23 protein-coding genes are annotated in these 20,901 nt (G+C 60.3%); 13 read left to right on the top strand and 10 right to left on the bottom strand.

Annotated elements, in window-relative coordinates:
- Positions 1-325: 325 nt before the first annotated feature.
- The 4 genes from glnK (at position 326) to sutA (ending at position 3,100) form a co-directional block, all read left to right on the top strand.
- Positions 326-664 carry a P-II family nitrogen regulator gene (gene glnK, locus MO767_RS04310; RefSeq protein WP_002555808.1) on the top strand — a complete coding sequence of 113 codons (339 nt, stop codon included), beginning with the start codon at positions 326-328 and terminating at the stop codon, positions 662-664.
- 35 nt (positions 665-699) lie between these two features.
- Positions 700-2,037, top strand: a complete 1,338-nt coding sequence (locus MO767_RS04315) for an ammonium transporter (protein WP_056738728.1) — start codon at positions 700-702, stop codon at positions 2,035-2,037.
- Between the two features lie 214 nt (positions 2,038-2,251).
- Positions 2,252-2,677 (top strand): secondary thiamine-phosphate synthase enzyme YjbQ, encoded by a 426-nt coding sequence (locus MO767_RS04320; protein WP_128604654.1) that lies wholly within the window; start codon positions 2,252-2,254, stop codon positions 2,675-2,677.
- 102 nt (positions 2,678-2,779) lie between these two features.
- Positions 2,780-3,100, top strand: coding sequence for a transcriptional regulator SutA (gene sutA, locus MO767_RS04325; protein WP_282479530.1), 321 nt, complete (start codon positions 2,780-2,782; stop codon positions 3,098-3,100).
- 82 nt (positions 3,101-3,182) lie between these two features.
- Here the strand turns inward: sutA and MO767_RS04330 are convergent, their stop codons facing one another.
- From MO767_RS04330 to MO767_RS04355, 6 genes are read right to left on the bottom strand one after another with little or no spacing between them, the layout of a single operon-like run.
- Positions 3,183-3,893, bottom strand: a complete 711-nt coding sequence (locus MO767_RS04330) for an HAD-IA family hydrolase (RefSeq protein WP_282479531.1) — start codon at positions 3,891-3,893, stop codon at positions 3,183-3,185.
- Positions 3,890-4,789: a tyrosine recombinase XerC gene (gene xerC, locus MO767_RS04335; protein ID WP_008150257.1), complete on the bottom strand. Its 900-nt coding sequence runs from the start codon at positions 4,787-4,789 to the stop codon at positions 3,890-3,892. Before xerC ends, MO767_RS04330 begins: the two co-directional genes overlap by 4 nt.
- A 2-nt stretch (positions 4,790-4,791) precedes the next feature.
- On the bottom strand, positions 4,792-5,517 hold the full coding sequence (locus MO767_RS04340) for a DUF484 family protein (RefSeq protein ID WP_282479532.1): 726 nt from the start codon (positions 5,515-5,517) through the stop codon (positions 4,792-4,794).
- 13 nt (positions 5,518-5,530) lie between these two features.
- Positions 5,531-6,361: a diaminopimelate epimerase gene (dapF, locus tag MO767_RS04345; protein WP_282479533.1), complete on the bottom strand. Its 831-nt coding sequence runs from the start codon at positions 6,359-6,361 to the stop codon at positions 5,531-5,533.
- 4 nt (positions 6,362-6,365) lie between these two features.
- Positions 6,366-7,613 (bottom strand): diaminopimelate decarboxylase, encoded by a 1,248-nt coding sequence (lysA, locus tag MO767_RS04350; protein WP_111448322.1) that lies wholly within the window; start codon positions 7,611-7,613, stop codon positions 6,366-6,368.
- A 9-nt stretch (positions 7,614-7,622) separates the two neighbouring features.
- Positions 7,623-7,796, bottom strand: coding sequence for a lipoprotein (locus tag MO767_RS04355; protein WP_282479534.1), 174 nt, complete (start codon positions 7,794-7,796; stop codon positions 7,623-7,625).
- A gap of 351 nt (positions 7,797-8,147) precedes the next feature.
- On the opposite strand from MO767_RS04355, the gene cyaY reads away from it, so the two are divergent.
- The 3 genes from cyaY (at position 8,148) to rnk (ending at position 9,246) form a co-directional block, all read left to right on the top strand.
- The gene (cyaY, locus tag MO767_RS04360) at positions 8,148-8,480 is read left to right on the top strand and encodes an iron donor protein CyaY (protein ID WP_282479535.1); all 333 of its coding nucleotides are present in this window, start codon (positions 8,148-8,150) and stop codon (positions 8,478-8,480) included.
- A gap of 4 nt (positions 8,481-8,484) precedes the next feature.
- Positions 8,485-8,709, top strand: coding sequence for a DUF1289 domain-containing protein (locus tag MO767_RS04365; RefSeq protein ID WP_082555745.1), 225 nt, complete (start codon positions 8,485-8,487; stop codon positions 8,707-8,709).
- 126 nt (positions 8,710-8,835) lie between these two features.
- On the top strand, positions 8,836-9,246 hold the full coding sequence (gene rnk / locus MO767_RS04370) for a nucleoside diphosphate kinase regulator (protein WP_282479536.1): 411 nt from the start codon (positions 8,836-8,838) through the stop codon (positions 9,244-9,246).
- Between the two features lie 7 nt (positions 9,247-9,253).
- On the opposite strand, the gene MO767_RS04375 is transcribed toward rnk, so the two are convergent.
- From MO767_RS04375 to MO767_RS04385, 3 genes are all read right to left on the bottom strand, one after another.
- A complete protein-coding gene (locus tag MO767_RS04375) occupies positions 9,254-12,100 on the bottom strand; it encodes a class I adenylate cyclase (RefSeq protein WP_282479537.1) in 2,847 nt (948 codons plus the stop codon).
- Positions 12,101-12,305: 205 nt separating this feature from the next.
- Positions 12,306-12,551 (bottom strand): TIGR02647 family protein, encoded by a 246-nt coding sequence (locus MO767_RS04380; protein WP_008150272.1) that lies wholly within the window; start codon positions 12,549-12,551, stop codon positions 12,306-12,308.
- Between the two features lie 216 nt (positions 12,552-12,767).
- On the bottom strand, positions 12,768-13,064 hold the full coding sequence (locus MO767_RS04385; RefSeq protein ID WP_046045090.1) for a hypothetical protein: 297 nt from the start codon (positions 13,062-13,064) through the stop codon (positions 12,768-12,770).
- A gap of 124 nt (positions 13,065-13,188) precedes the next feature.
- On the opposite strand from MO767_RS04385, the gene MO767_RS04390 reads away from it, so the two are divergent.
- Positions 13,189-13,848: a glutathione S-transferase gene (locus MO767_RS04390; RefSeq protein ID WP_282479538.1), complete on the top strand. Its 660-nt coding sequence runs from the start codon at positions 13,189-13,191 to the stop codon at positions 13,846-13,848.
- Positions 13,849-13,979: 131 nt separating this feature from the next.
- Here the strand turns inward: MO767_RS04390 and argH are convergent, their stop codons facing one another.
- Positions 13,980-15,374 carry an argininosuccinate lyase gene (argH, locus tag MO767_RS04395; protein ID WP_282479539.1) on the bottom strand — a complete coding sequence of 465 codons (1,395 nt, stop codon included), beginning with the start codon at positions 15,372-15,374 and terminating at the stop codon, positions 13,980-13,982.
- Between the two features lie 459 nt (positions 15,375-15,833).
- Between argH and MO767_RS04405 the strand changes: the two genes are divergently transcribed.
- The 5 genes from MO767_RS04405 to MO767_RS04425 all read left to right on the top strand — a co-directional run bounded on the left by MO767_RS04405 (position 15,834) and on the right by MO767_RS04425 (position 20,829).
- Complete coding sequence (locus tag MO767_RS04405) at positions 15,834-16,580, top strand: LytTR family DNA-binding domain-containing protein (protein ID WP_282479540.1); 747 nt, start codon at positions 15,834-15,836, stop codon at positions 16,578-16,580.
- A 137-nt stretch (positions 16,581-16,717) separates the two neighbouring features.
- Positions 16,718-17,659, top strand: a complete 942-nt coding sequence (hemC, locus tag MO767_RS04410) for a hydroxymethylbilane synthase (RefSeq protein ID WP_282479541.1) — start codon at positions 16,718-16,720, stop codon at positions 17,657-17,659.
- Positions 17,656-18,423, top strand: a complete 768-nt coding sequence (locus MO767_RS04415; RefSeq protein WP_282479542.1) for a uroporphyrinogen-III synthase — start codon at positions 17,656-17,658, stop codon at positions 18,421-18,423. Before hemC ends, MO767_RS04415 begins: the two co-directional genes overlap by 4 nt.
- Positions 18,424-18,439: 16 nt before the next feature.
- Positions 18,440-19,594: a uroporphyrinogen-III C-methyltransferase gene (locus tag MO767_RS04420; protein WP_282479543.1), complete on the top strand. Its 1,155-nt coding sequence runs from the start codon at positions 18,440-18,442 to the stop codon at positions 19,592-19,594.
- Positions 19,591-20,829, top strand: coding sequence for a heme biosynthesis protein HemY (locus MO767_RS04425; protein ID WP_282479544.1), 1,239 nt, complete (start codon positions 19,591-19,593; stop codon positions 20,827-20,829). The genes MO767_RS04420 and MO767_RS04425 overlap by 4 nt, the downstream gene beginning before the upstream one ends.
- Positions 20,830-20,901 lie beyond the last annotated feature (72 nt).

The following is a 20,901-nucleotide window of genomic DNA, read 5'->3' on the forward strand; positions in this document are numbered from 1 at the left end:
ACGGACGGCTGCGCACTGTTGTTGTGCGTATCCGGCGAGTCATTTGCGCGAAGCAGCTTGCGGCAGCGGCCAAAGGCTTGAAATCAGTGGGTTTTGGCGAGATGGCAAGCTTTCTGCTTAGTCGGTAGTGACCCATGCACTGATGCAGTCGCTGTGACGAATGCAGTGCGCCAAGCGGAACGGGGAAGTGTTTCGTGCGGAGTGGTTAGCAGGCGTCGGACGGGCAGGTAAGGCCGACGATGCGTTACAAAGCCAGGCACTGCGCTTAGACTTGAGTCGGGTTTGTTTTCCTGGGGCAAGTCCACCAATTCGGGAGAGAGTTTTCATGAAGCTAGTCACTGCCATCATCAAGCCGTTCAAACTGGACGACGTACGCGAGTCGCTGTCCGAGATCGGCGTGCAGGGCATTACCGTTACTGAAGTCAAAGGCTTCGGTCGGCAGAAGGGTCACACCGAGCTGTATCGCGGCGCGGAATACGTGGTCGATTTCCTGCCAAAGGTGAAGATTGATGTCGCCATTGACGACAAGGATCTTGACCGGGTTATCGAGGCGATAACCAAGGCGGCCAACACCGGCAAGATCGGTGACGGCAAGATCTTCGTGGTTAATCTGGAACAGGCGATTCGCATCCGTACCGGCGAAACCGATACCGACGCAATCTAAGCCGCCACAAACCCAACGCCCCAGGAGAAAACAATATGACTCTGCGTAAATTCGCAGGGCTAGGAGCCCTGTTGTCCCTCGTAATGCCCAGCCTGGCTATGGCGGCAGACGAAGTGGCGGCTCCAGTCCTCAACTCCGGCGATACTGCCTGGATGATGACCTCGACAGCCCTCGTGCTGTTCATGACCATTCCCGGCCTCGCACTGTTCTACGGCGGCATGGTTCGCTCCAAAAACATTCTTTCCGTGATGATGCAGTGCTTCGCCATTACCGGTCTGATCAGCATCCTGTGGGTCATTTATGGCTACAGCATCGCGTTCGACACCACGGGCATGGAACAGGGCGTCATCAACTTCAACTCGTTCTTCGGTGGCATGGGCAAGGCATTCCTCGCCGGTGTCACGCCAGCAAGCCTGACCGGCCCAGCGGCGCTGTTCCCTGAAGCGGTGTTCGTCACTTTCCAGATGACGTTCGCCATCATCACTCCTGCGCTGATCGTCGGTGCTTTCGCCGAGCGGATGAAGTTCTCCGCCATGCTGATCTTCATGGGCGTCTGGTTCACTCTGGTTTATGCACCGATTGCGCACATGGTCTGGTCCGGTAACGGCGGCCTGTTGTGGGACTGGGGCGTGCTGGACTTCGCCGGCGGCACCGTGGTGCACATCAATGCCGGTGTGGCCGGTCTGATTGCCTGCCTGGTACTGGGCAAACGTAAAGGCTTCCCGACCACCCCGATGGCGCCGCACAACCTCGGTTACACCCTGATGGGCGCTGCCATGCTGTGGGTTGGCTGGTTCGGCTTCAACGCCGGCTCCGCCGCAGCGGCCAACGGCACGGCTGGTATGGCGATGCTGGTGACCCAGATCGCAACCGCCGCCGCCGCACTGGGCTGGATGTTCGCCGAGTGGATCACTCACGGCAAACCAAGTGCCCTGGGTATCGCTTCGGGTGTTGTGGCCGGTCTGGTGGCAATCACGCCAGCCGCTGGCACCGTGGGCCCGATGGGCGCGCTGGTCATCGGTCTGGCAGCGGGCGTGGTGTGCTTCTTCTGCGCCACCACCCTGAAACGCAAACTCGGCTATGACGATTCCCTGGACGCCTTCGGTGTGCACGGTATCGGCGGTATCCTCGGCGCGATCCTGACCGGTGTGTTCGCCGCACCGTCCCTGGGTGGCTTCGGCACCGTTACCGACATCGCCGCACAAGTCTGGATTCAGTGCAAAGGCGTGGGCTTCACGGTGATCTACACCGCGATCGTCACCTTCATCATCCTCAAGGTCCTGGACGCCGTGATGGGTCTGCGTATCACTGAGGAAGAAGAGGCAGTCGGCATCGATCTGGCACTTCACAACGAACGCGGCTACAACTTGTAAGTACGCGCACAAAAAACTTGCCCGGCTTGCCGGGCATTTTTTTGTCTGGAGTTTGTCAGTGAAGGAACTGCTGAAAGGTTTTTTCGTACACGTTTAGTGGCGTTTACGACGAGCGTTTTTCTGCGGCCAATGGCTTACATGATTGAAGGAATATTAGGGCCTTTGTTTTTTCCCAGAGCGCGCTAGAATGCGCCCCGAACGTGCGGAGAACTGTATGTGGCAACAGACTCTGATTACCCTGCGGGCGAGGCCCCGGGGCTTTCATCTGGTAACGGACGAGTTACTCGCCGGCCTGCCTGAACTCAAGGCATGTCGGGTCGGTCTGTTGCATTTGTTGCTGCAGCATACCTCGGCGTCGTTGACCATCAACGAGAACGCCGATCCGGCGGTACGTCGCGACTTCGAACGATTTTTCAATCGTCTGATCCCACAAGGAACAGACGGCTATGAGCATAACGACGAAGGCCTGGACGACCTCCCGGCGCACTTCAAGGCCAGCGTGCTTGGCTGTCAGCTCAGTTTGCCGATTTCGGCGGGCCGACTGGCGCTGGGGACCTGGCAAGGCGTTTATCTGGGCGAGCACCGTGATTTTGGCGGTGCCCGTAAAGTCCTCGCCACCGTGCACGGTGAAGAGGCATAAGCCGCTGGTTGCCAGCGGTCGTAGAATTTTTTCCGGCGGCCTTCGACAGACGGCGAAGCTGGGCTATAACTAATCTGCTTTTCGCAAGTCATGAGGTAGAACATGAGCGACGATGATCTGGAAAACGACGACCTCGAAGTAGGCGACGACGAAACCGAAGAAGGTCTGGAAGCAGCGACGGACGACGTCGCTGAAGACGATGGCGGCGAAGCGCCCGCTCCGACCGCCAAAGGCAAAGCCAAGGCAGCGGTATCGGTCGATGAGCTGCCGAGCGTCGAAGCGAAAAACAAGGAGCGTGATGCTCTGGCGCGGGCCATGGAAGAGTTCCTGGCCAAGGGCGGCAAGGTGCAGGAAGTGGAGGCCAATGTGGTCGCCGATCCTCCCAAGAAGCCTGATAACAAGTATGGCAGCCGGCCTATCTGAGCCTTCTACTTGCTTGCTGAAAAAGCCCGCCGTCGCTGCGGGCTTTTTCATGGGCGCAATAAAATCGTGAGCCTGCGTGATCTCAGGATTGGTGTTGGGAATTCCACCGCGCCAACAACGCCGGCAACTCGCTCAGGCTGCTAATCTCGGCGTCCGGTGCCTTCTCGGCTTCCCAAACTTTGCCCGCCGGGTTAAACCAGATTGCTCGCAAACCTGCCTGCTGGGCGCCGGCAATGTCGTCACCTGGATGATCGCCAATATGCACGGCCGTCTCGGCCGTCGCACCACCACGCTGCAACGCCTCATGAAACAGTCGCGCATCTGGCTTGCCGATGCCGATGTCTTCGGCGCACAAGGCAAACTTGAAGTAATCCGCCAGCCCTAGCCGACGCACATCGGCGTTGCCATTGGTGACCACGCCCAGGGCATAGTGATTGGCCAGAGTCTCCAGGGTCGGTTGCACCTCCGGGAAGATTTCCAGCTGATGCCGGGCATGCAGAAACACCTCAAAACTCTGATCGGCCAGGTCTGAGGCCTGACCATGGTCGTAACCAGCCTCTTCCAACGCGTGGAACAAGACTCGGCGGCGCAGGGCGCTGATGCGGTGCTTGAGGCCTGGTTCACTGCTCAGGATCCGTTCGCGAATCGCCCACAAATGCTCCACCGGCACGGCGCCCAGATTTGGTGCATGTTCGGTCAGCCATTCACGCAATATGGCTTCGGCGCTGACGATCACCGGGGCGGTATCCCACAGGGTGTCGTCGAGGTCGAAGGTGATCAATTGAATTCTCATGACTCATCGCCTTTGATGCGTTTGGCCCGTGGATGGGCGCTGTCGTAAACCGTCGCCAGGTGCTGGAAGTCCAGGTGGGTGTAGATCTGGGTGGTTTTGATGTCCGAGTGGCCGAGCAACTCTTGAACCGCCCGCAGGTCCTGGGAAGACTCGAGCAAATGGCTGGCGAAGGAGTGTCGCAGCATGTGCGGATGCAGGTTCTGTCCCAGCTCGCGCTCGCCAGCGGCTTTAACCCGCACCTGAATTGCCCGAGGGCCGAGGCGCCGGCCTTGCTGGCTGACAAACACCGCATCGTCCGCAGGGTTGGTCATGGCCCGTAGTGGCAGCCACAACTCCAGCGCTTCGCGAGCTTTTTTGCCGACCGGCAGCAGTCGGGTCTTGCTGCCCTTGCCAAGCACTTGAACCATGCCGTCGGCCAGGTCCAGCTGATCCAGATTGAGCCCGGTCAGTTCCGACAACCGCAAACCTGAGGAATAGAACAACTCCAGAATCGCCTGATCCCGACGGGCCAGAAAATCATCCTCCACCGCGCCCTCAAGCAGTTGCAGCGCGCGGTCGGTGTCGAGGGTTTTTGGCAGCCGACGTTCGCCCTTCGGCGGCGCCAGGCCGTTGGCCGGGTCGTGGTCGCAGAGGCCTTCGCGGTTCAGATAGTGATAGAGCCCGCGCACCGCCGACAGCAGCCGCGCCAGGCTGCGCGAAGATTGGCCCTGTGAATGCAGGCGAGCGATCAGGCTACGCAGGCGCTGGATGTCCAGGGCCGCCCAACTGCTGATGTTCTGTTTGACGCACCAGCCCAGCACTTTGTCGAGGTCGCGACGGTAGGCGTACAGCGTGTGAGGCGACACCTGCCGCTCACTGCGCAGGTGTTCGCAGTAAGCGTCCAGTTGCCGTTCCACGATCAGCGTACCGAGCGCAGGGAAGTGTTGACCCGTGGCAGCACGCGGCCCATGACTTCGGCGATGTAGCTGAGGAACAGGGTGCCCACCGAACTCTTGTAGTGCTGCGGGTCGCGGCTGGCGATGGCCAGGACGCCATGGATGCCTTGGTAGCTGATGGCGACGACGGCGGTGGAGCCGATCTGTTTGCGCTGTTCTTCGCCAAACAGGAAGTCCAGTTCGTGTTCACGCAGGCTGCCGCTGACGCTTTTTTCTTCCGAGAGCAATCCGCCGATGGCCGTTTGCGCGTCGGCATGGGTCACCCAGCGGCCGACCGGCATCGGGTTGTCACCCAGCAAAATCAGGCTGACGAAGGGCACCTGGAAGTCCTGGCGCAGACTGTCTTCGACGCTGATCACCACGTCTTCCAGGCTGGTGGCGTCCATCAGCGCGAGAATCAGGCGGCGGGTCTTGTCGAAAAGGCGGTCGTTGTCGCGGGCCACGTCCATCAAGTGCGAGAGGCGATGACGCAATTCGATATTGCGGTCGCGCAGGATGGTCATCTGGCGTTCGACCAGCGAAATGGTGTCGCCACGCTGGTGCGGGATGCGCAAGGTTGCGAGCAGTTCTTCGTGCTCGACGAAGAAATCCGGATGAGCCTCCAGGTACGCGGCAATCGCCGCCGCCTCAAGGCTTTCGGAAGGGGATTCGTCGGGCTGTAGGGCGGGAACCTGGGGCTTATCTTTCATGGATTCGACTCTCTCAAAGACGCACTTGTCCTTCATAAACGCGCACTGCCGGGCCGGTCATCATGACCGGTTGGCCAGGGCCTGCCCATTCAATGGACAAACGCCCGCCGGGCAGGTCGATCAATAGTGGCGAATCCATCCACCCCTGGCTGATCGCAGCCACTGCGGCAGCGCAGGCGCCGGTTCCGCAAGCCTGGGTTTCCCCGGTCCCGCGTTCCCAGACGCGCAGCTGCGCGCGGCTCCGGTCGATGACCTGGAGAAAACCGACATTGACCCGCGCCGGGAAGCGCGGATGGTTTTCGATTTTCGGCCCCAGTTCATGCACCGGTGCATTGTTGATGTCGCTGACCCGCAGCACGGCATGGGGGTTGCCCATGGACACGGCGGCCAGGTCGACCAGAGTGCCGTTGACGTCAACCTGATAGCTCGTAGCCTGCTCCGGCGCTTCAAATGGAATCTCGGCCGGCACCAGGCGCGGTGCGCCCATGTTGACGCCGATCTGCCCGTCGCTGCGGATATCCAGTTCGATGATGCCGCTTTTGGTCTCGACGCGGATCTGCCGCTTCGCGGTCAGGCGCTTGTCGAGCACGAAGCGAGCGAAACAGCGCGCACCGTTGCCGCACTGTTCCACTTCGGAGCCGTCGGCGTTGAAGATCCGGTAGCGGAAATCCACGTCCGGGTTGCTGGGCGCTTCAACGATCAGCAACTGATCGAAACCGATACCCGTATGCCGATCGCCCCATTGCTTGGCATGTTTGGGCAGGATGTGCGCATGCTGGCTGACCAGGTCGAGGACCATGAAGTCATTGCCCAGGCCGTGCATTTTGGTAAAACGCAGCAGCATGGTTTTACTCCGGCAGCAGGCTTTCGCCAGCAAACAACTCGGCTACCGTCTCACGGCGACGCACTTCAAATGCCTGATCACCGTCCACCAACACTTCAGCGGCACGGCCGCGGGTGTTGTAGTTGGAACTCATGACAAACCCGTAGGCACCGGCCGAATGCACGGCCAGCAGGTCGCCTTCTTCCAGGGCCAGCTGACGATCCTTGGCCAGGAAGTCGCCGGTCTCGCAGATCGGCCCGACGATGTCGTAGGCGCGAGCTGCGGTAGTGCGCGGTCGCACGGCGGTGACGTCCATCCAGGCCTGGTACAGCGCCGGGCGGATCAGGTCGTTCATGGCTGCGTCGACGATGGCGAAGTCTTTGTGTTCGGTGTGCTTGAGGTACTCGACCTGGGTCAGCAGTACGCCGGCGTTGGCGACGATGAAGCGGCCTGGCTCGAACACCAGCGCCAGGTCGCGACCGTCGAGACGCTCGCGCACGGCTTTGATGTAGTCGGCAGCCAATGGCGGCTCTTCATCGCGATAACGTACGCCCAAACCACCACCGAGATCGATGTGGCGCAGGTAAATGCCGCAATCGCCGAGGCGGTCGACCAGGCCCAGCAGGCGGTCGAGAGCATCGATGAAGGGCGGCAGGGTGGTCAGTTGCGAACCGATGTGGCAATCGACACCGACCACTTCCAGGTTAGGCAGCTGCGCGGCGCGGATGTACACGTCTTCGGCGTCGGCGATGGCGATGCCGAATTTGTTCTCTTTAAGACCGGTGGAAATGTACGGGTGAGTGCCGGCGTCGACGTCCGGGTTCACGCGCAGCGAGATCGGTGCGCGAACGCCCAGCTCGGCGGCGACGACTTGCAGGCGTTCCAGCTCATCGGTGGATTCGACGTTGAAGCAATGCACGCCGACTTCCAGGGCACGACGCATGTCGTCACGGGTCTTGCCGACACCGGAGAAGACGATCTTGTCGGCGCTGCCGCCAGCGGCCAGTACGCGTTCCAGTTCGCCACGGGAGACGATGTCGAAACCGGCGCCCAAACGTGCCAGGACATTCAGTACACCCAGGTTGGAGTTGGCCTTGACCGCAAAGCAGACCAGGTGCGGCATGCCGGCCAGCGCATCAGCGTAAGCCAGGTACTGGGCTTCGATGTGCGCGCGGGAGTAGACGTAAGTCGGTGTGCCAAAGCGTTCGGCGATGGCGGACAGGGCAACACCTTCCGCGAACAGCTCGCCGTCACGGTAGTTAAAAGCGTCCATGGCGTTCCCTTATTGGTAGACGTCGTGCTTGTGTGCTTTCGACGGAGATTGCTGCGACGACTGGGCCTGCTCGGCAGGGTCCTGGCTATCGTCAGGCAGGTACAGCGGGCCTTTTTGACCGCAGGCCGACACAAGGCAGGCAACCGCGAGGAGCGCAGCAAGGGAAGAGATCAGGCGCTTCATGGCGAAATCCTTGAAAATGCATTAATTGCGCCGGAGTATACCGGCCACCCGGCAGCTTGCCTATGCGACGGGGCTCCCGTCCGGCGGGGCTTGTGGTGAGGGGATTTATCCCCGTTCGGCTGCGCAGCAGTCGCAAGCACTCCCGTTTAACCTTGAACTGCTGGGGCTGCTTCGCACCCAGCGGGGCGGTGCGACGCTTCGCTAAATCCCCTCACCACAAAGGCCCGCTCCCACAGGTACAGTGTTTGATGTACCTATATCGACGCTTGGTCGTTATCCTTTGCAATCACCGGGGCTCGCCCGTATCTTGCGGCGCTTGAGCGTGAGTAGACACTTTTTGAGGTTCCCGCAATGAGTTTGACTGAAGCCCGTTTCCACGATCTGGTCGATGCCACCCAGCAGACGCTGGAGGATATTTTTGACGAGTGTGACCTGGATATCGATCTGGAGAGCTCGGCCGGTGTGCTCACCGTCAAGTTCGAAAATGGCAGCCAGTTGATCTTCAGCCGTCAGGAGCCGCTGCGGCAGCTGTGGCTGGCGGCCGTTTCCGGTGGTTTCCACTTCGACTACGACGAAGAGAGCGAGCGCTGGATGTGCGACAAGAGCGAAGAGCAGCTGGGCGAAATGCTTGAACGCATCGTCAAGCAGCAAGGTGACGCCGAGCTCGATTTCGAAGGCCTGTGAGATCGTGACCCAGCCTGCGCCCGTTCGTCCGCCCAAACCGCTCTACAGCAATGTCAGCCCGGCGGTGGCTTCGCCGTGCAGCGGCGTGTGTCGGCTGGATGAGCAGAAGGTCTGCCTTGGGTGTTTTCGCCATGTCGAAGACATCCGCGAATGGCGCTCGGCCGATGATGATCGTCGTCGGGTTATCTGCGCCCAGGCCGCACAGCGCAAACAGGTCGGCGGGGCCTGACTTGTATATTTATTGAGCTGTGATAGTGTCCGGGTACGCCTCAACCCATCGAGGTTCGTGAAAACCCCGCCTTTTTCTGGCGGGGTTTTGCTTTTTCTGTGCAGAAGAAAGGAGTCTGCCTCTATCATGATCGCACCTTCCATTACCCTTACCCGTCTGGACGTTCAACGTCTGGAGCGCCTGATCGACAGCCTGGATGACACGCTGCCGGGCGTTATCGCGCTGCAAACCGAACTGGATCGCGCCGATACCCTGGTCGGTCACGATGAAGTGCCCGCCGATGTCGTGACCATGAATTCCCGTGTGCATTGCCGTGAAGAGATCAGCGGCAAGGACTATCACCTGACACTGGTTTACCCGAAGGATGCCAATGCCGACGAAGGCAAAATTTCCATTCTTGCGCCAGTGGGCAGTGCTTTGCTCGGTATGAAGGTGGGTCAGCACATCGACTGGCCGGCTCCTGGTGGCAAGACCCTCAAGCTAACCCTGCTTGAAGTCGAATCGCAGCCTGCCAATGGCGGCGACTTCCCGGAATGACCCTCCCTCAGACCTGTTCGAGCGCCTCGTTCAACGCGCGTTCCAGGTCTGCCTTGTAGCGCAGGTACAGATTGCTTGAGTTCTGCCCATCACCGAGCAGGCCCGTCAGGTCCAGGTCGGTGATGTAACAGCGATAGCGTTCGGTTTCACGGCGCTGCTCGACGATTTCCCGGGCGACCACACTGAACAGTTGGTCGCCATGTTCCAGCTCTGAAAACTCCCGCTGATTGCAATACAACGTGACGTGCACCTGCCCCGGTGCGGCTTTGCCGACAATCGCCTGCACGTCGTAGTACGGTTTGTTGACCGGGGTCTGCGGCGCAGGCCGAGCTTCGACCCGACGCGCCCGTACGGGGCCGGAAGGCAGCAGTTGGTAATACAAGGTGTCCAGGCTCAGCGGCTGGGCGATATCCATCGGCAGCAAGGCGTCGCGCCGGTACTGGATCGATTGCAGGAAACGTTGCAGCGGCACCAGCAGGCTCTGCTCGTCGTGGTAGGGCAAGCGCTGCTGCCACAGGGCATTGAATTCATCCAGGACATACAGGTCAGCGTGGTATTCGTTGATCCGGTAGAACACCTGGATGCAATCGGGCTGGCCCATCGGCAGGACCAGCGCCAGGTCGTGGTCTTCCAGTGCCATCGGGTCCAGGTGCAGCGGGCTGTAGCTTGTCAGCTCTTCGCCCAGGTAATCGACCAGCGCCGGCAGCGTGGCGAGGGCGACATGATTGACCTGACCGGGCACCAGTTCCAACACGTGGTAGTGCTGCTGGACCTGAATCAGGTAGCGATGATTGAGTTTGCTCAACAGCAGGTTCTGCGCGGTGTCGAGGATTTCTTCGACCCGTCGGGCGATGAACTGCGCGCGGTTGTGGCAGAAGCACCGAACCCGCAACGTGGGTTGTTGTAACCCGTCGGGCAGGTTGTTGAGGTAATCGCGCATGCAGTCGAGCAGTGCGTGGGGGCCGTCGAAGCGGTTGACCAGCACTTCGTTCCAACTATTGAGCGTGACCTGATCCAGGGTCAGCACCAGGTTTTCCCGGACGCCGGCGTAGCTCAGGGAATCGGTGCGCTCGGTGGTCATCAGGATGTTCAGGTCGCGGTGGTGCTTGAGTGGATCGACGCCGACGTTCACCAGGATCAGCACTTCACTCGGCACACTGGCGCGCAGTAATGGTTCTTCGGCGACGGTCGTCAGCGGCAGGACGATGCTCTGTTGCAGGCTGCCGAGCAGGTTGAACAGTTCGAACTCGCTCAAATCGCTGGTGCCGGGATGCAAGGCCAGGCGAGTGCTGCTGTCGATCACGCCATTGCGGTGACACCAGGTCAGCAGTTCCAGCAATTGGCGGCTGCGCTTGATCGGTGCGAAATGCTCCCATTCGAGGGCCGTCAGGCTGCCGTTGTACAAGCCCCACTGAGGTTGACCCGATTCTTTTTTGTTCGGCGCATGCACCAGCGTAAGGGTGTCTTCGGCCAGGTCCGGGGCGATGCCAGGGTTGATGAACTCGACCTTGTCGGCCTTGCGCTCGAAGGCCGCGTACAGCCGTCGACCCAGCACATTGAGGTCGCGCTTGTTGATCAGGCTGACGGTCTGTTCGTTGCGGGCGAACTGGGTCAGGAAGCGGTAGCGGTAATTGAGCTCGTTGACCAAGGCCCGGCGTTCAGAGCTGACCTGACGGACTTTCCACTGGCTGCGGCTATCGAGCAGGGCCAGTTGACGATGATCCCACTGCCATTCGTGGGCCAGGCGTTTGAGCAACGAACGCTGCCAGCTCTGAGTGCGACTGCTGCTGCCGGTGAGTTTGCGATTGACCTTCAGGTACAACGCCCGGCGTACCAACTCCAGCCGTTCCGGCTCGCCACGGGCAGTTAGATATTCCTCGATGCGCCGGTAAACCACGACGTACGGGTCCAGCTCATCAAGGTCGAGCCGATTAGCAAACACCGCTTGCTTGAAGCGCAGGCTCAGGCAATGAACCGTGGGGTGTTCGCTGGCATAGACCTCGGTCAGCAGCAGTTTGAGTACCGATTTGTATGGCGACTCGATGCCCTTGAACAACTGCCAGAGCCCGGCGCCGATGTATTCGCCAGGCGGGATATAGGCCAGATGCCCCAGGTCCAGGGTTTCGTCGGCGCGGATGAAGCGCTTGGACATCAGTGTGTGGGTGTAACGGTCGTAGCTCGCTTCTTCGTAGACCGGCACCAGCCACCAGACAGGCGTGCGTCCGGCCAGCCAGATCGCGGTGCGATAAAACTCGTCCAGCAGCAGATAGTGCTGGGTGGTGCCGCAGTCTTCCGAGCTCAGTTGCGTATCACGTTCGCCGCGTACGAAACGGGCCGGGTCGATCAGGAAAAAATGCGCCTCGGCGCCCTGGCTGGCCGCCCAGATTTCGAGGAGCTGGCATTTTTTGCGCAGTTCAGTGAGTTCGCTTTCGCTCAAGTCCGGCCCGTGGCAGACCCATACATCCATGTCGCTCTGGTCGGCCTGGGCGAGGGTGCCGAGGCTGCCCATCAGGAACAGGCCGTGAATCGGTCGCGGCGGATTGCTGCCGTGGCGGGGCTTATAGGAAAACGAGCGGGTCAGGCGTTGGGCTTCGGCGAGGGCGTTGGCGTCGGGTTCGTAATTCGACAGCCCGGCCGGCGTGCTGCCCGAAACGTACCCCGGCAACAGCGGATGATTGACGTGGAAAAACAGCGGTAACAGGGTCAGCACCGCTTGCTGGCGGGTCGATAACCCTTCCATGGCCCGGGCCATACGGCCTTCGTTGAGCTTCAGAAAGCGTGCGCGCAGTTGGCTGAGAACCTTGCGGTCGATTCCCTCGTCCAGATCGGGGCGGATTTCATGGGTGCGGGTCATGTCAGCTCAAACCGGCTCGCGGGGCACAGACATGGGTGTCTGCGGATGAGGGGCAGTTTAGCGCCTCGGCTCCAGGACTTTTAAGCTGATTTTGTTTTTCTGGCGTCAGATTTTTATCGCGGGGCGACGGCAGGTAACAGGCAAGTAACGAAATGTGCCCGCGGAAATCCCGTAGCAGGGGTTTCCGTGGGCGCTACGGTAATGCTCAGGCAGTTTCCCGGACGTTGAGAATGGTCAGAACGGTTTGCACATTTTGCGCGGCATCACGACCCAGGCTGGTCAGATAACCGCCATCGGGCTGAGTGATCAGTTCTTTATCGAACAGGCGTTGGGCGGCGGCAATGGCTTTCGGGGCAGCGGTCTGATGAATTTTCAAACCTTCCTGGGAACTGTCCAGGTTGAAGAGTGCGAGGATTTCCAGTTCGGCAACCAACTCAGGGGTAAGCGACATAAGGACTCCAGACTTTCTAGGAATTGGACGACAGCGTCCCTAAGGTGATCCCACTCGAGCGGCATGTCCAGTGCTCGCGACAGGGTTTTTTCGCCTTGGGAAGCATTCCCCGGCGGGTGGTTCGGCAGCGGGGTGGATTCAGTGTAGTCAGGGTCTGAGAAACGGTTGCCTGAATTGAAAAAGATCGCAGCCTTCGACAGGTGCGATCTTTTGATTTTATTTCTTTTCCGGCGGCAACTCTGGCAATGCACGCAACGCGGCTTCATACCATTCAGTGTTGAACGCGCGGTCTTCTTCGAGGATCGCGTCGATTTCCACTGCCAGAACGTGGGCCATCAGATTGAGGATTTCTTCACGCTCGTAACCCACCAATGTCAGCTTGTTGAAGGTTGCTTTGGCGGCTGGCGGGTTGTCGCTTTCGATCTGGTTTTCGATGGCTTCGACCAGGGTGTTTTCGGCGAACTCTTCTTCGTCGATGTCGTCGTTGTTGATGCCGGGGGTTGGCTCGCTCATGGCAGGCTCCTCAAGTTAAGGCGGCCAGTTTACCTGCATTCAGCGCTGTGATGCTGCTGGCAAGAAACGCCGCGGCATTCTATAAAAGGCACCTGCCAACCCCGCACGGCCTGGAGGCTATGTGATGCTCAAGCTTTATGGATTTTCCGTCAGTAACTACTACAACATGGTCAAGCTGGCGCTGCTCGAGAAGGGACTGCCGTTTGAAGAGGTACTGTTTTACCCGGGGCCGAGCCCCGAGGCATTAGCCATCAGCCCGCGTGGGAAGATACCGGTGCTGGGCGTCGAACAGGGTTTCGTCAACGAAACCAGCGTGATTCTCGAGTACCTCGAACAAAGCCAGAAAGGCACGCCGCTGTTGCCGAGCGATCCCTTTGAGCGTTCGCAGGTCCTGGCACTGGCCAAGGAAATCGAGATGTACATCGAATTGCCTGGGCGTGCCTGTTACGCTGAAGCATTTTTCGGCATGACGGTGCCGGATGCGATCAAGGACAAGACCAAAGCCGAGTTGCTGCTGGGGTTTGCCTCACTGGGCAGGCACGGCAAGTTCGCCCCTTATGTGGCAGGTGACAGCCTGAGCATTGCGGACTTGTATTTCCTCTACAGCGTGCCACTGGCCTGTGCGGTGGCGCAGAAGCTGTTTGACCTGGATTTGCTGGCTGAGATGCCGGCGGCCAAGGCGCTGCTGGAGCGTCTGGAGCAGAATCCGAACGTACAACGGATTACGGCGGACAAGGATGCGGCAATGCCTGCGTTTTTGGCGATGGTCGCGTCCAAGAAGTAGGTTTTTTTAGCGTCTTCAAGACCGCATTCGCGAGCAGGCTCGCTCCCACATTGGATCTATGGTGTTCACAAGGTTTGTGTTCACCACCGATTTAATGTGGGAGCGAGCCTGCTCGCGAAGCTTTTGACGGTTTAGCGGCTGGCGAGTAACGCCTGTCCGCGAACCACAGCCTTTTTGACCTGTGCCGGCGCAGTCCCGCCGATGTGGTCACGGGCATTCACCGAGCCTTCCAGCGTCAACACGGCGAACACATCCTGATCGATCTGGTCGCTGAACTTGCGCAGCTCTTCCAGGCTCATTTCCGCCAGGTCTTTACCGCTTTCCACGCCGTACTTCACGGCATGGCCAACGATTTCGTGGCAGTCACGGAACGGCAGCCCGCGGCGAACCAGGTAGTCGGCCAGGTCGGTGGCGGTGGAGAAACCGCGCAAGGCTGCTTCACGCATCATCGCGTGCTTGGGTTTAATCGCCGGAATCATGTCGGCAAAGGCCCGCAGCGAGTCGCGCAACGTGTCGGCAGCGTCGAACAGAGGCTCTTTATCTTCCTGGTTGTCCTTGTTGTAGGCCAGGGGCTGGCCTTTCATCAGGGTCAGCAGGCCCATCAGCGCGCCGAATACGCGGCCGGTCTTGCCACGCACCAGCTCTGGGACGTCCGGGTTTTTCTTTTGCGGCATGATCGAGCTACCGGTGCAGAAACGGTCCGGCAGATCGATGAACTGGAACTGCGCGCTGGTCCATAGCACCAGCTCTTCGGAGAAGCGCGACAAGTGCATCATCGCGATGCTCGCGGCCGAGCAGAACTCGATGGCGAAGTCACGATCGGACACGTTGTCCAGCGAGTTACCGCCCACAGCGTCGAAGCCCAACAGTTGGGCGGTGAATTCGCGGTCGATCGGGTAGGTGGTACCGGCCAGTGCGGCGCTGCCCAGCGGCATGCGGTTGGTACGTTTGCGGCAGTCGACCAGACGCTCGTAGTCGCGGCTGAGCATCTCGAACCAGGCCAGCATGTGGTGCCCGAAGGTGACCGGCTGTGCGGTTTGCAGGTGGGTGAAGCCTGGCATGATGCTACCGGCTTCGCGCTCGGCCTGCTCCAGCAAGCCTTTTTGCAGACGGGTGATTTCGCTCAGGATCAGGTCGATCTCGTCACGCAGCCACAGGCGGATGTCGGTGGCGACCTGGTCGTTACGGCTGCGGCCGGTGTGCAGCTTTTTACCGGTGACGCCGATGCGGTCGGTCAGACGCGCCTCGATGTTCATGTGCACGTCTTCGAGGTCGATGCGCCAGTCGAACTGGCCGGCCTCGATTTCACCCTGGATGGTCTTCAGGCCATCAGTGATGCTGTCGCGCTCGGCATCAGTCAGCACGCCGACCTTGGCCAGCATCGTGGCGTGAGCGATCGAGCCCATGATGTCGTGGCGATACAGGCGCTGGTCGAAAGTGACGGAGGCGGTGAAGCGGGCGACGAAGGCGTCGACGGGTTCACTGAAGCGGCCGCCCCAGGACTGATTGGTCTTGTCAGTGCTCATGAATTCGCTCGTGTCGGCTGAAGAAAGATGGCGTAGAAAGCTGTCGCGGATAATAACAGGGTTGCCAATCCTGTCGCTGACACTGGTCGATACGTTTTTTTCTGAGGTGGCGGTCCATACTCGAGTCAACGCTGAGGGGATTTGCGCAACGATATTTTTCAATTGAGCAATATCGTGCCGGCAACCGTCTACAGTTGGACAGTAGGATCAGCGCACTTCTAGACGCTGCAGCTGACTATAAGAAGAGGGGGTGTTCATATTGTGTATCAACAAACCCTACGGCGATGCCTCGCCAACGCGGGCCTGGGCCGCCAAACGCACGACAGATGAAAATTTAGCCGTCGGACGGGCGGCACTTTTTGGCCCTCGCGCTAGTCTTAGCGTGGATCGCGGTGACGGACGTCACTTCACCTGTCTACGCTATCCTTGTGCGAGACTCACGCAGGAATCCAGCGCAATATGAATGTCCTGATCGTTGATGACGAACCCCTTGCCCGCGAGCGCCTGAGCCGAATGGTTGGCGAACTCGAGGGATACAGTGTCCTGGAGCCTAGCGCCACGAACGGCGATGAGGCGTTGGCTCTGATCGACAGCCACAAACCCGATATCGTGCTGCTCGATATCGGCATGCCGGGCCTCGATGGCCTGCAAGTGGCTGCACGATTGTGCGAACGCGAAACCCCGCCCGCCGTGGTGTTTTGCACAGGGCCCGATGAATTTGCCGTGGAAGCCTTACTGGCCAGCGCCGTAGGCTATCTGGTGAAACCTGTGCGTACAGAACAATTGCATGAAGCGTTGAAAAAAGCCGAGCGGCCCAATCGCGTCCAGCTCGCGGCCCTGACCCGTCCCGCCGCCGAAAGTGGCAGCGGCCCGCGCAGCCACATCAGCGCCCGTACCCGTAAAGGTATCGAATTGATCCCGTTGGGTCAGGTGGTCTACTTCATTGCGGATCACAAATACGTGACCTTGCGCCACGAAGGCGGCGAAGTGCTGCTGGATGAGCCGCTCAAGGCCCTTGAAGATGAATTTGGCGACCGCTTCGTGCGAATCCACCGCAACGCGCTGGTCGCCCGCGAACGCATCGAACGCCTGCAACGCACGCCTCTAGGACATTTTCAGCTGTTCCTCAAAGGCTTGAACGGCGACGCCCTGATCGTCAGCCGACGGCATGTGGCCGGCGTGCGCAAGATGATGCAACAGCTTTAAACCGCCATTTATGGGCGGTTTTCATCCAGATCGCTGGATGTCTGAGGCCAGGGAGGCCACGCGGTTTCTGATACAAGTCAAAGTGGATTTGGCTGAGCTGTTATTATCCGCCGTATCTATTCAGTACGGATTGATCCATGTCCTCTCGCGAAATCCGCATCGCCACCCGCAAAAGTGCACTCGCCCTGTGGCAGGCCGAATACGTCAAAGCCCGTCTGGAAGAGGCCCATCCGGGTCTGCTTGTGACGTTGGTGCCCATGGTCAGTCGCGGTGACAAGTTGCTCGACTCGCCACTGTCGAAAATCGGCGGCAAGGGCCTGTTCGTCAAAGAACTGGAAACCGCGCTGCTGGAAAACGAAGCCGACATCGCGGTGCACTCGATGAAAGACGTGCCGATGGACTTCCCTGAAGGCCTCGGTCTGTTTTGCATCTGCGAGCGCGAAGACCCGCGTGATGCCTTCGTTTCCAATACCTACGCCAGCCTGGACGAATTGCCGCAAGGCAGCATCGTCGGCACTTCCAGCCTGCGCCGTCAGGCCCAGTTGCTGACCCGTCGTCCGGACCTGGAAATCCGCTTCCTGCGCGGCAACGTCAACACGCGCCTGGCCAAGCTCGATGCCAGCGAATACGACGCCATTATCCTCGCCGCCGCCGGCCTGATTCGCCTGGGCTTTGAAGACCGCATCACCTCGGCCATCAGCGTCGACGACAGTCTGCCGGCCGGTGGCCAAGGCGCGGTGGGTATTGAATGCCGCAGCGTCGACAGCGAAATTCACGCGCTGTTGGCACCGCTGCACCATCAGGACACCGCCACCCGCGTGACCGCCGAACGTGCTCTCAACAAACATTTGAATGGCGGCTGCCAAGTGCCGATCGCCTGCTATGCCATGCTTGAAGGCGAGCAGATTTGGTTGCGTGGTCTTGTCGGTGATCCGAACGGCGGTCTGCTGCTCAGCGCCGAGGCTCGTGCGCCACGCAGCGAAGCCGAAGCCTTGGGCGTGAAAGTGGCTGAAGACCTGCTGAGTCAAGGCGCCAACGACATCCTGAAAGCAGTTTACGGCGAGGCAGGTCACGAGTGACGGGTTGGCGCCTGCTGCTGACGCGTCCCGCGGATGAGTCGGCGGCGCTGAGCAGTCTTTTGGCCGAAAAGGGGATTTTCAGCCGCAGTTTGCCGCTTTTGGAGATCGAGCCGATTCCTGCCTCTGACACAATGCGCGAGGTGATTCAGGGACTGGATCGCTTTTGCGCGGTGATCGTGGTCAGCAAGCCGGCCGCCAGAATTGCTGTGGATCTGCTTGACCGGTATCGGCCGCAACCCCCTGGTTTGAAGTGGTTCAGCGTGGGCGCAGCCACCGCGCAGATCCTCGAGAATCGCGGGTTGGACATCAGCTTCCCGGTGGATGGCGATGACAGCGAAGCCTTGCTTGAGCTTCCCCGGTTGCGCGAGGCAATCGCGCGGCCCGGTCCGCGCGTGCTGATCATGCGCGGGGAGGGGGGGCGCGAGTTGCTGGCTGAGCGTTTGCGCGAGCTTGGTGCTAGTGTCGAGTATCTGGAGTTGTACCGCCGCGACCTGCCGCACTACCCGCCGGCAGCGCTGCCTGACCTGATCGAAGCGGAACGCTTGAACGGGCTGGTGGTCAGCAGTGGGCAGGGTTTTGAGCACCTGCATCAATTGGCCGGCGATGCCTGGCCGCAATTGGCGCGGTTGTCGTTGTTTGTTCCAAGCCCCCGGGTCGCCGAGCTGGCACGTGCCGCCGGGGCCCAAACAGTTGTGGATTGTCGTGGCGCCAGTGCCGCGGCTTTGCTGACGGCGTTACGGGAGCATCCCGGACCCGTTCTCTAATGCAAAGGATGGATACGTGAGCGAAACAGCCTTGCCTAAAGATGACGTCCAGCCAGTGCTCGGTGCACCGGTTGAAGCACCGGTTGAAGCCGGGCCACCTGCTGCAGTGCAGCGCCGAGGCAATGGGCTGGCAATCGTCGCGCTGCTGCTGGGCGCTGCCGGTGTCGCCGTGGGCGGTTGGGGAGTCTGGCAGGTGCGTCACCTGCAAGCCAATACTCAACAACAGTTGAGCCAGGTCCAGGCATTGAACGATCAGGCACAGGACCTGAAGCTCAATGAACAACGCCTGACTGCCCGCCTGGAACAAATGCCTGCCGCCGCCGAGCTCGACGCGCGCAGTCGTTTGGTCACTCAACTTCAGGGCGATCAGCAACGCTTGAATCAACGTCTGGAAACGGTTCTCGGCGCCAGCCGCAAGGATTGGCGTCTGGCTGAGGCCGAGCACCTGCTGCGTCTGGCCAGCCTGCGTCTTTCCGCGTTGCAGGACATCAGCAGTGCCCAGGCTTTGGTGCAGGGTGCCGATGAAATTCTGCGCGAACAGAACGATCCGGGCTCTTTTGCCGCTCGCGAGCAAGTGGCCAAAACGCTGGTGGCATTGCGTAGCACCCAACAGCCGGATCGCACCGGTTTGTTCTTGCAACTGGGGGCGCTGCGCGATCAGGTGATCAGCCTCACCGAGCTGGCACCCGAGTACAAGGACCGTGGCGAATCCCTGTTGGGTCTCACCGCCGATGGCGACGGCGCCAGTCGTTGGGCGCAATGGTGGGATCAAGTCTCGCGCTACATCCGCATCGATTTCAACGCCGACAAGAATGTGCGTCCGTTGCTGGCCGGGCAGAGCCTGAGCCAGGTGCGCCTGGCCCTGAGCCTGGCGCTGGAGCAGGCGCAATGGGCTGCGCTCAATGGCCAGGCCGCGGTTTATACCCAGGCGCTTGCCGAAGCGCGGGATGTGCTCAAGGGAAACTTCAACCCGGACAACCCTCAGAGCAAAGTCATGCTTGAGCAGGTTGGCGAGTTGAGCAAGCAACCGGTCACCGTTGTCACGCCAGACCTGACCGGCACGCTGAGTGCGGTTCAGGGGTATCTGGAGCGGCGTAATGTCAACGCCGAGGACTCGATCAAACCGATGGCCAAACCTGCCGCGGACACCGCTCAGGAGGCGACGCCATGAAACGCCTCTATGTGATCGTGTTCCTGGTGATCGCCGCGGCTGCCGCGCTGGGACTGGCGATTGCCGAGCATTCCGGTTACGTGCTGATCGCCTACAAAAGCTTTCGTTACGAATCCAGCCTGTGGGCAACCCTGGCGTTGGTCGCCGTGCTCTGGCTGGTGTTTTGGGGCATCAAGGCGTTGATCGAATTGGTGACGACCTCCAGTGGCGTGGTCAATCCCTGGTCGCGGCGCAATCGAAGTCGCCGGGTGCAGGTGGCGATTGAACACGGTCAGCTGGATCTGGCCGAAGGTCGCTGGGCCAGTGCGCAGCGTCATCTGCATCGGGCAGCGGAAGCCGAGCGCCAGCCTTTGCTTTACTACCTCGGCGCTGCCCGGGCCGCGAACGAACAGGGTCAATACGAGGAAAGCGACAACCTGCTGGAGCGCGCTCTGGAGCGACAGCCCCAGGCAGAATTGGCGATCGCCCTGAGCCACGCGCAATTACAGACTGACCGCGGCGATACCGAAGGCGCCCTGGTGACCCTGCAAGCCATGCACGAGCGTCATCCTCATAACGTCCAGACCTTGCGCCAGTTGCAGCGCTTGCACCAACAGCGGGGCGACTGGTCGGCCGTGATTCGCCTGCTGCCGGAGCTACGCAAGGACAAGGTCCTGCCACCGGCCGAACTGTCTGAACTGGAACGCCGGGCCTGGGGTGAGAACCTGTCCCTGGCGGCGCATCAGGAAGAAGACGGGACGGTCGGCTTGCAATCGCTCAATCGCGCCTGGCAGCAGTTGACCTCTGCTCAACGTCAGGAGCCGCAACTGGTGCTCGCTTATGCCGAGCAACTTCGGCAACTGGGTGCTCAGGTCGAGGCCGAAGAGATCCTGCGAACAGCGCTCAAGCGCAACTACGACAGTCATCTGGCGCGCCTCTACGGACTCGTTCGCGGTAGCGATCCGACCCGTCAACTGCACACCGCCGAGGGCTGGCTCAAGGATCATCCGGCCGACCCAAGCCTGTTGCTGACCCTGGGGCGCTTGTGTCTGCAAAGCAGCCTTTGGGGCAAGGCCCGGGATTATCTGGAAAGCAGCTTGCGCGTGCAGCGCAACCCGGAAGCCTGTGCGGAACTGGCGCGGCTGTTGGCGCAGCTGGGTGACACAGAACGCAGCAATCAGTTGTTCCAGGAGGGCTTGGGCTTGTTGGACGAGCGCTTGCTGGCGGCACCGTTGCCGGTTCCTGTTCACGCTTGAAGAGTGGACGACGGGTCGCTCGAACGAGCGATCCAGTCGCCTGCAAACTGTCGGGATTTTATCTTTGTAGTC

This window comes from Pseudomonas sp. UYIF39, assembly GCF_029963765.1.
GTDB lineage: Bacteria > Pseudomonadota > Gammaproteobacteria > Pseudomonadales > Pseudomonadaceae > Aquipseudomonas.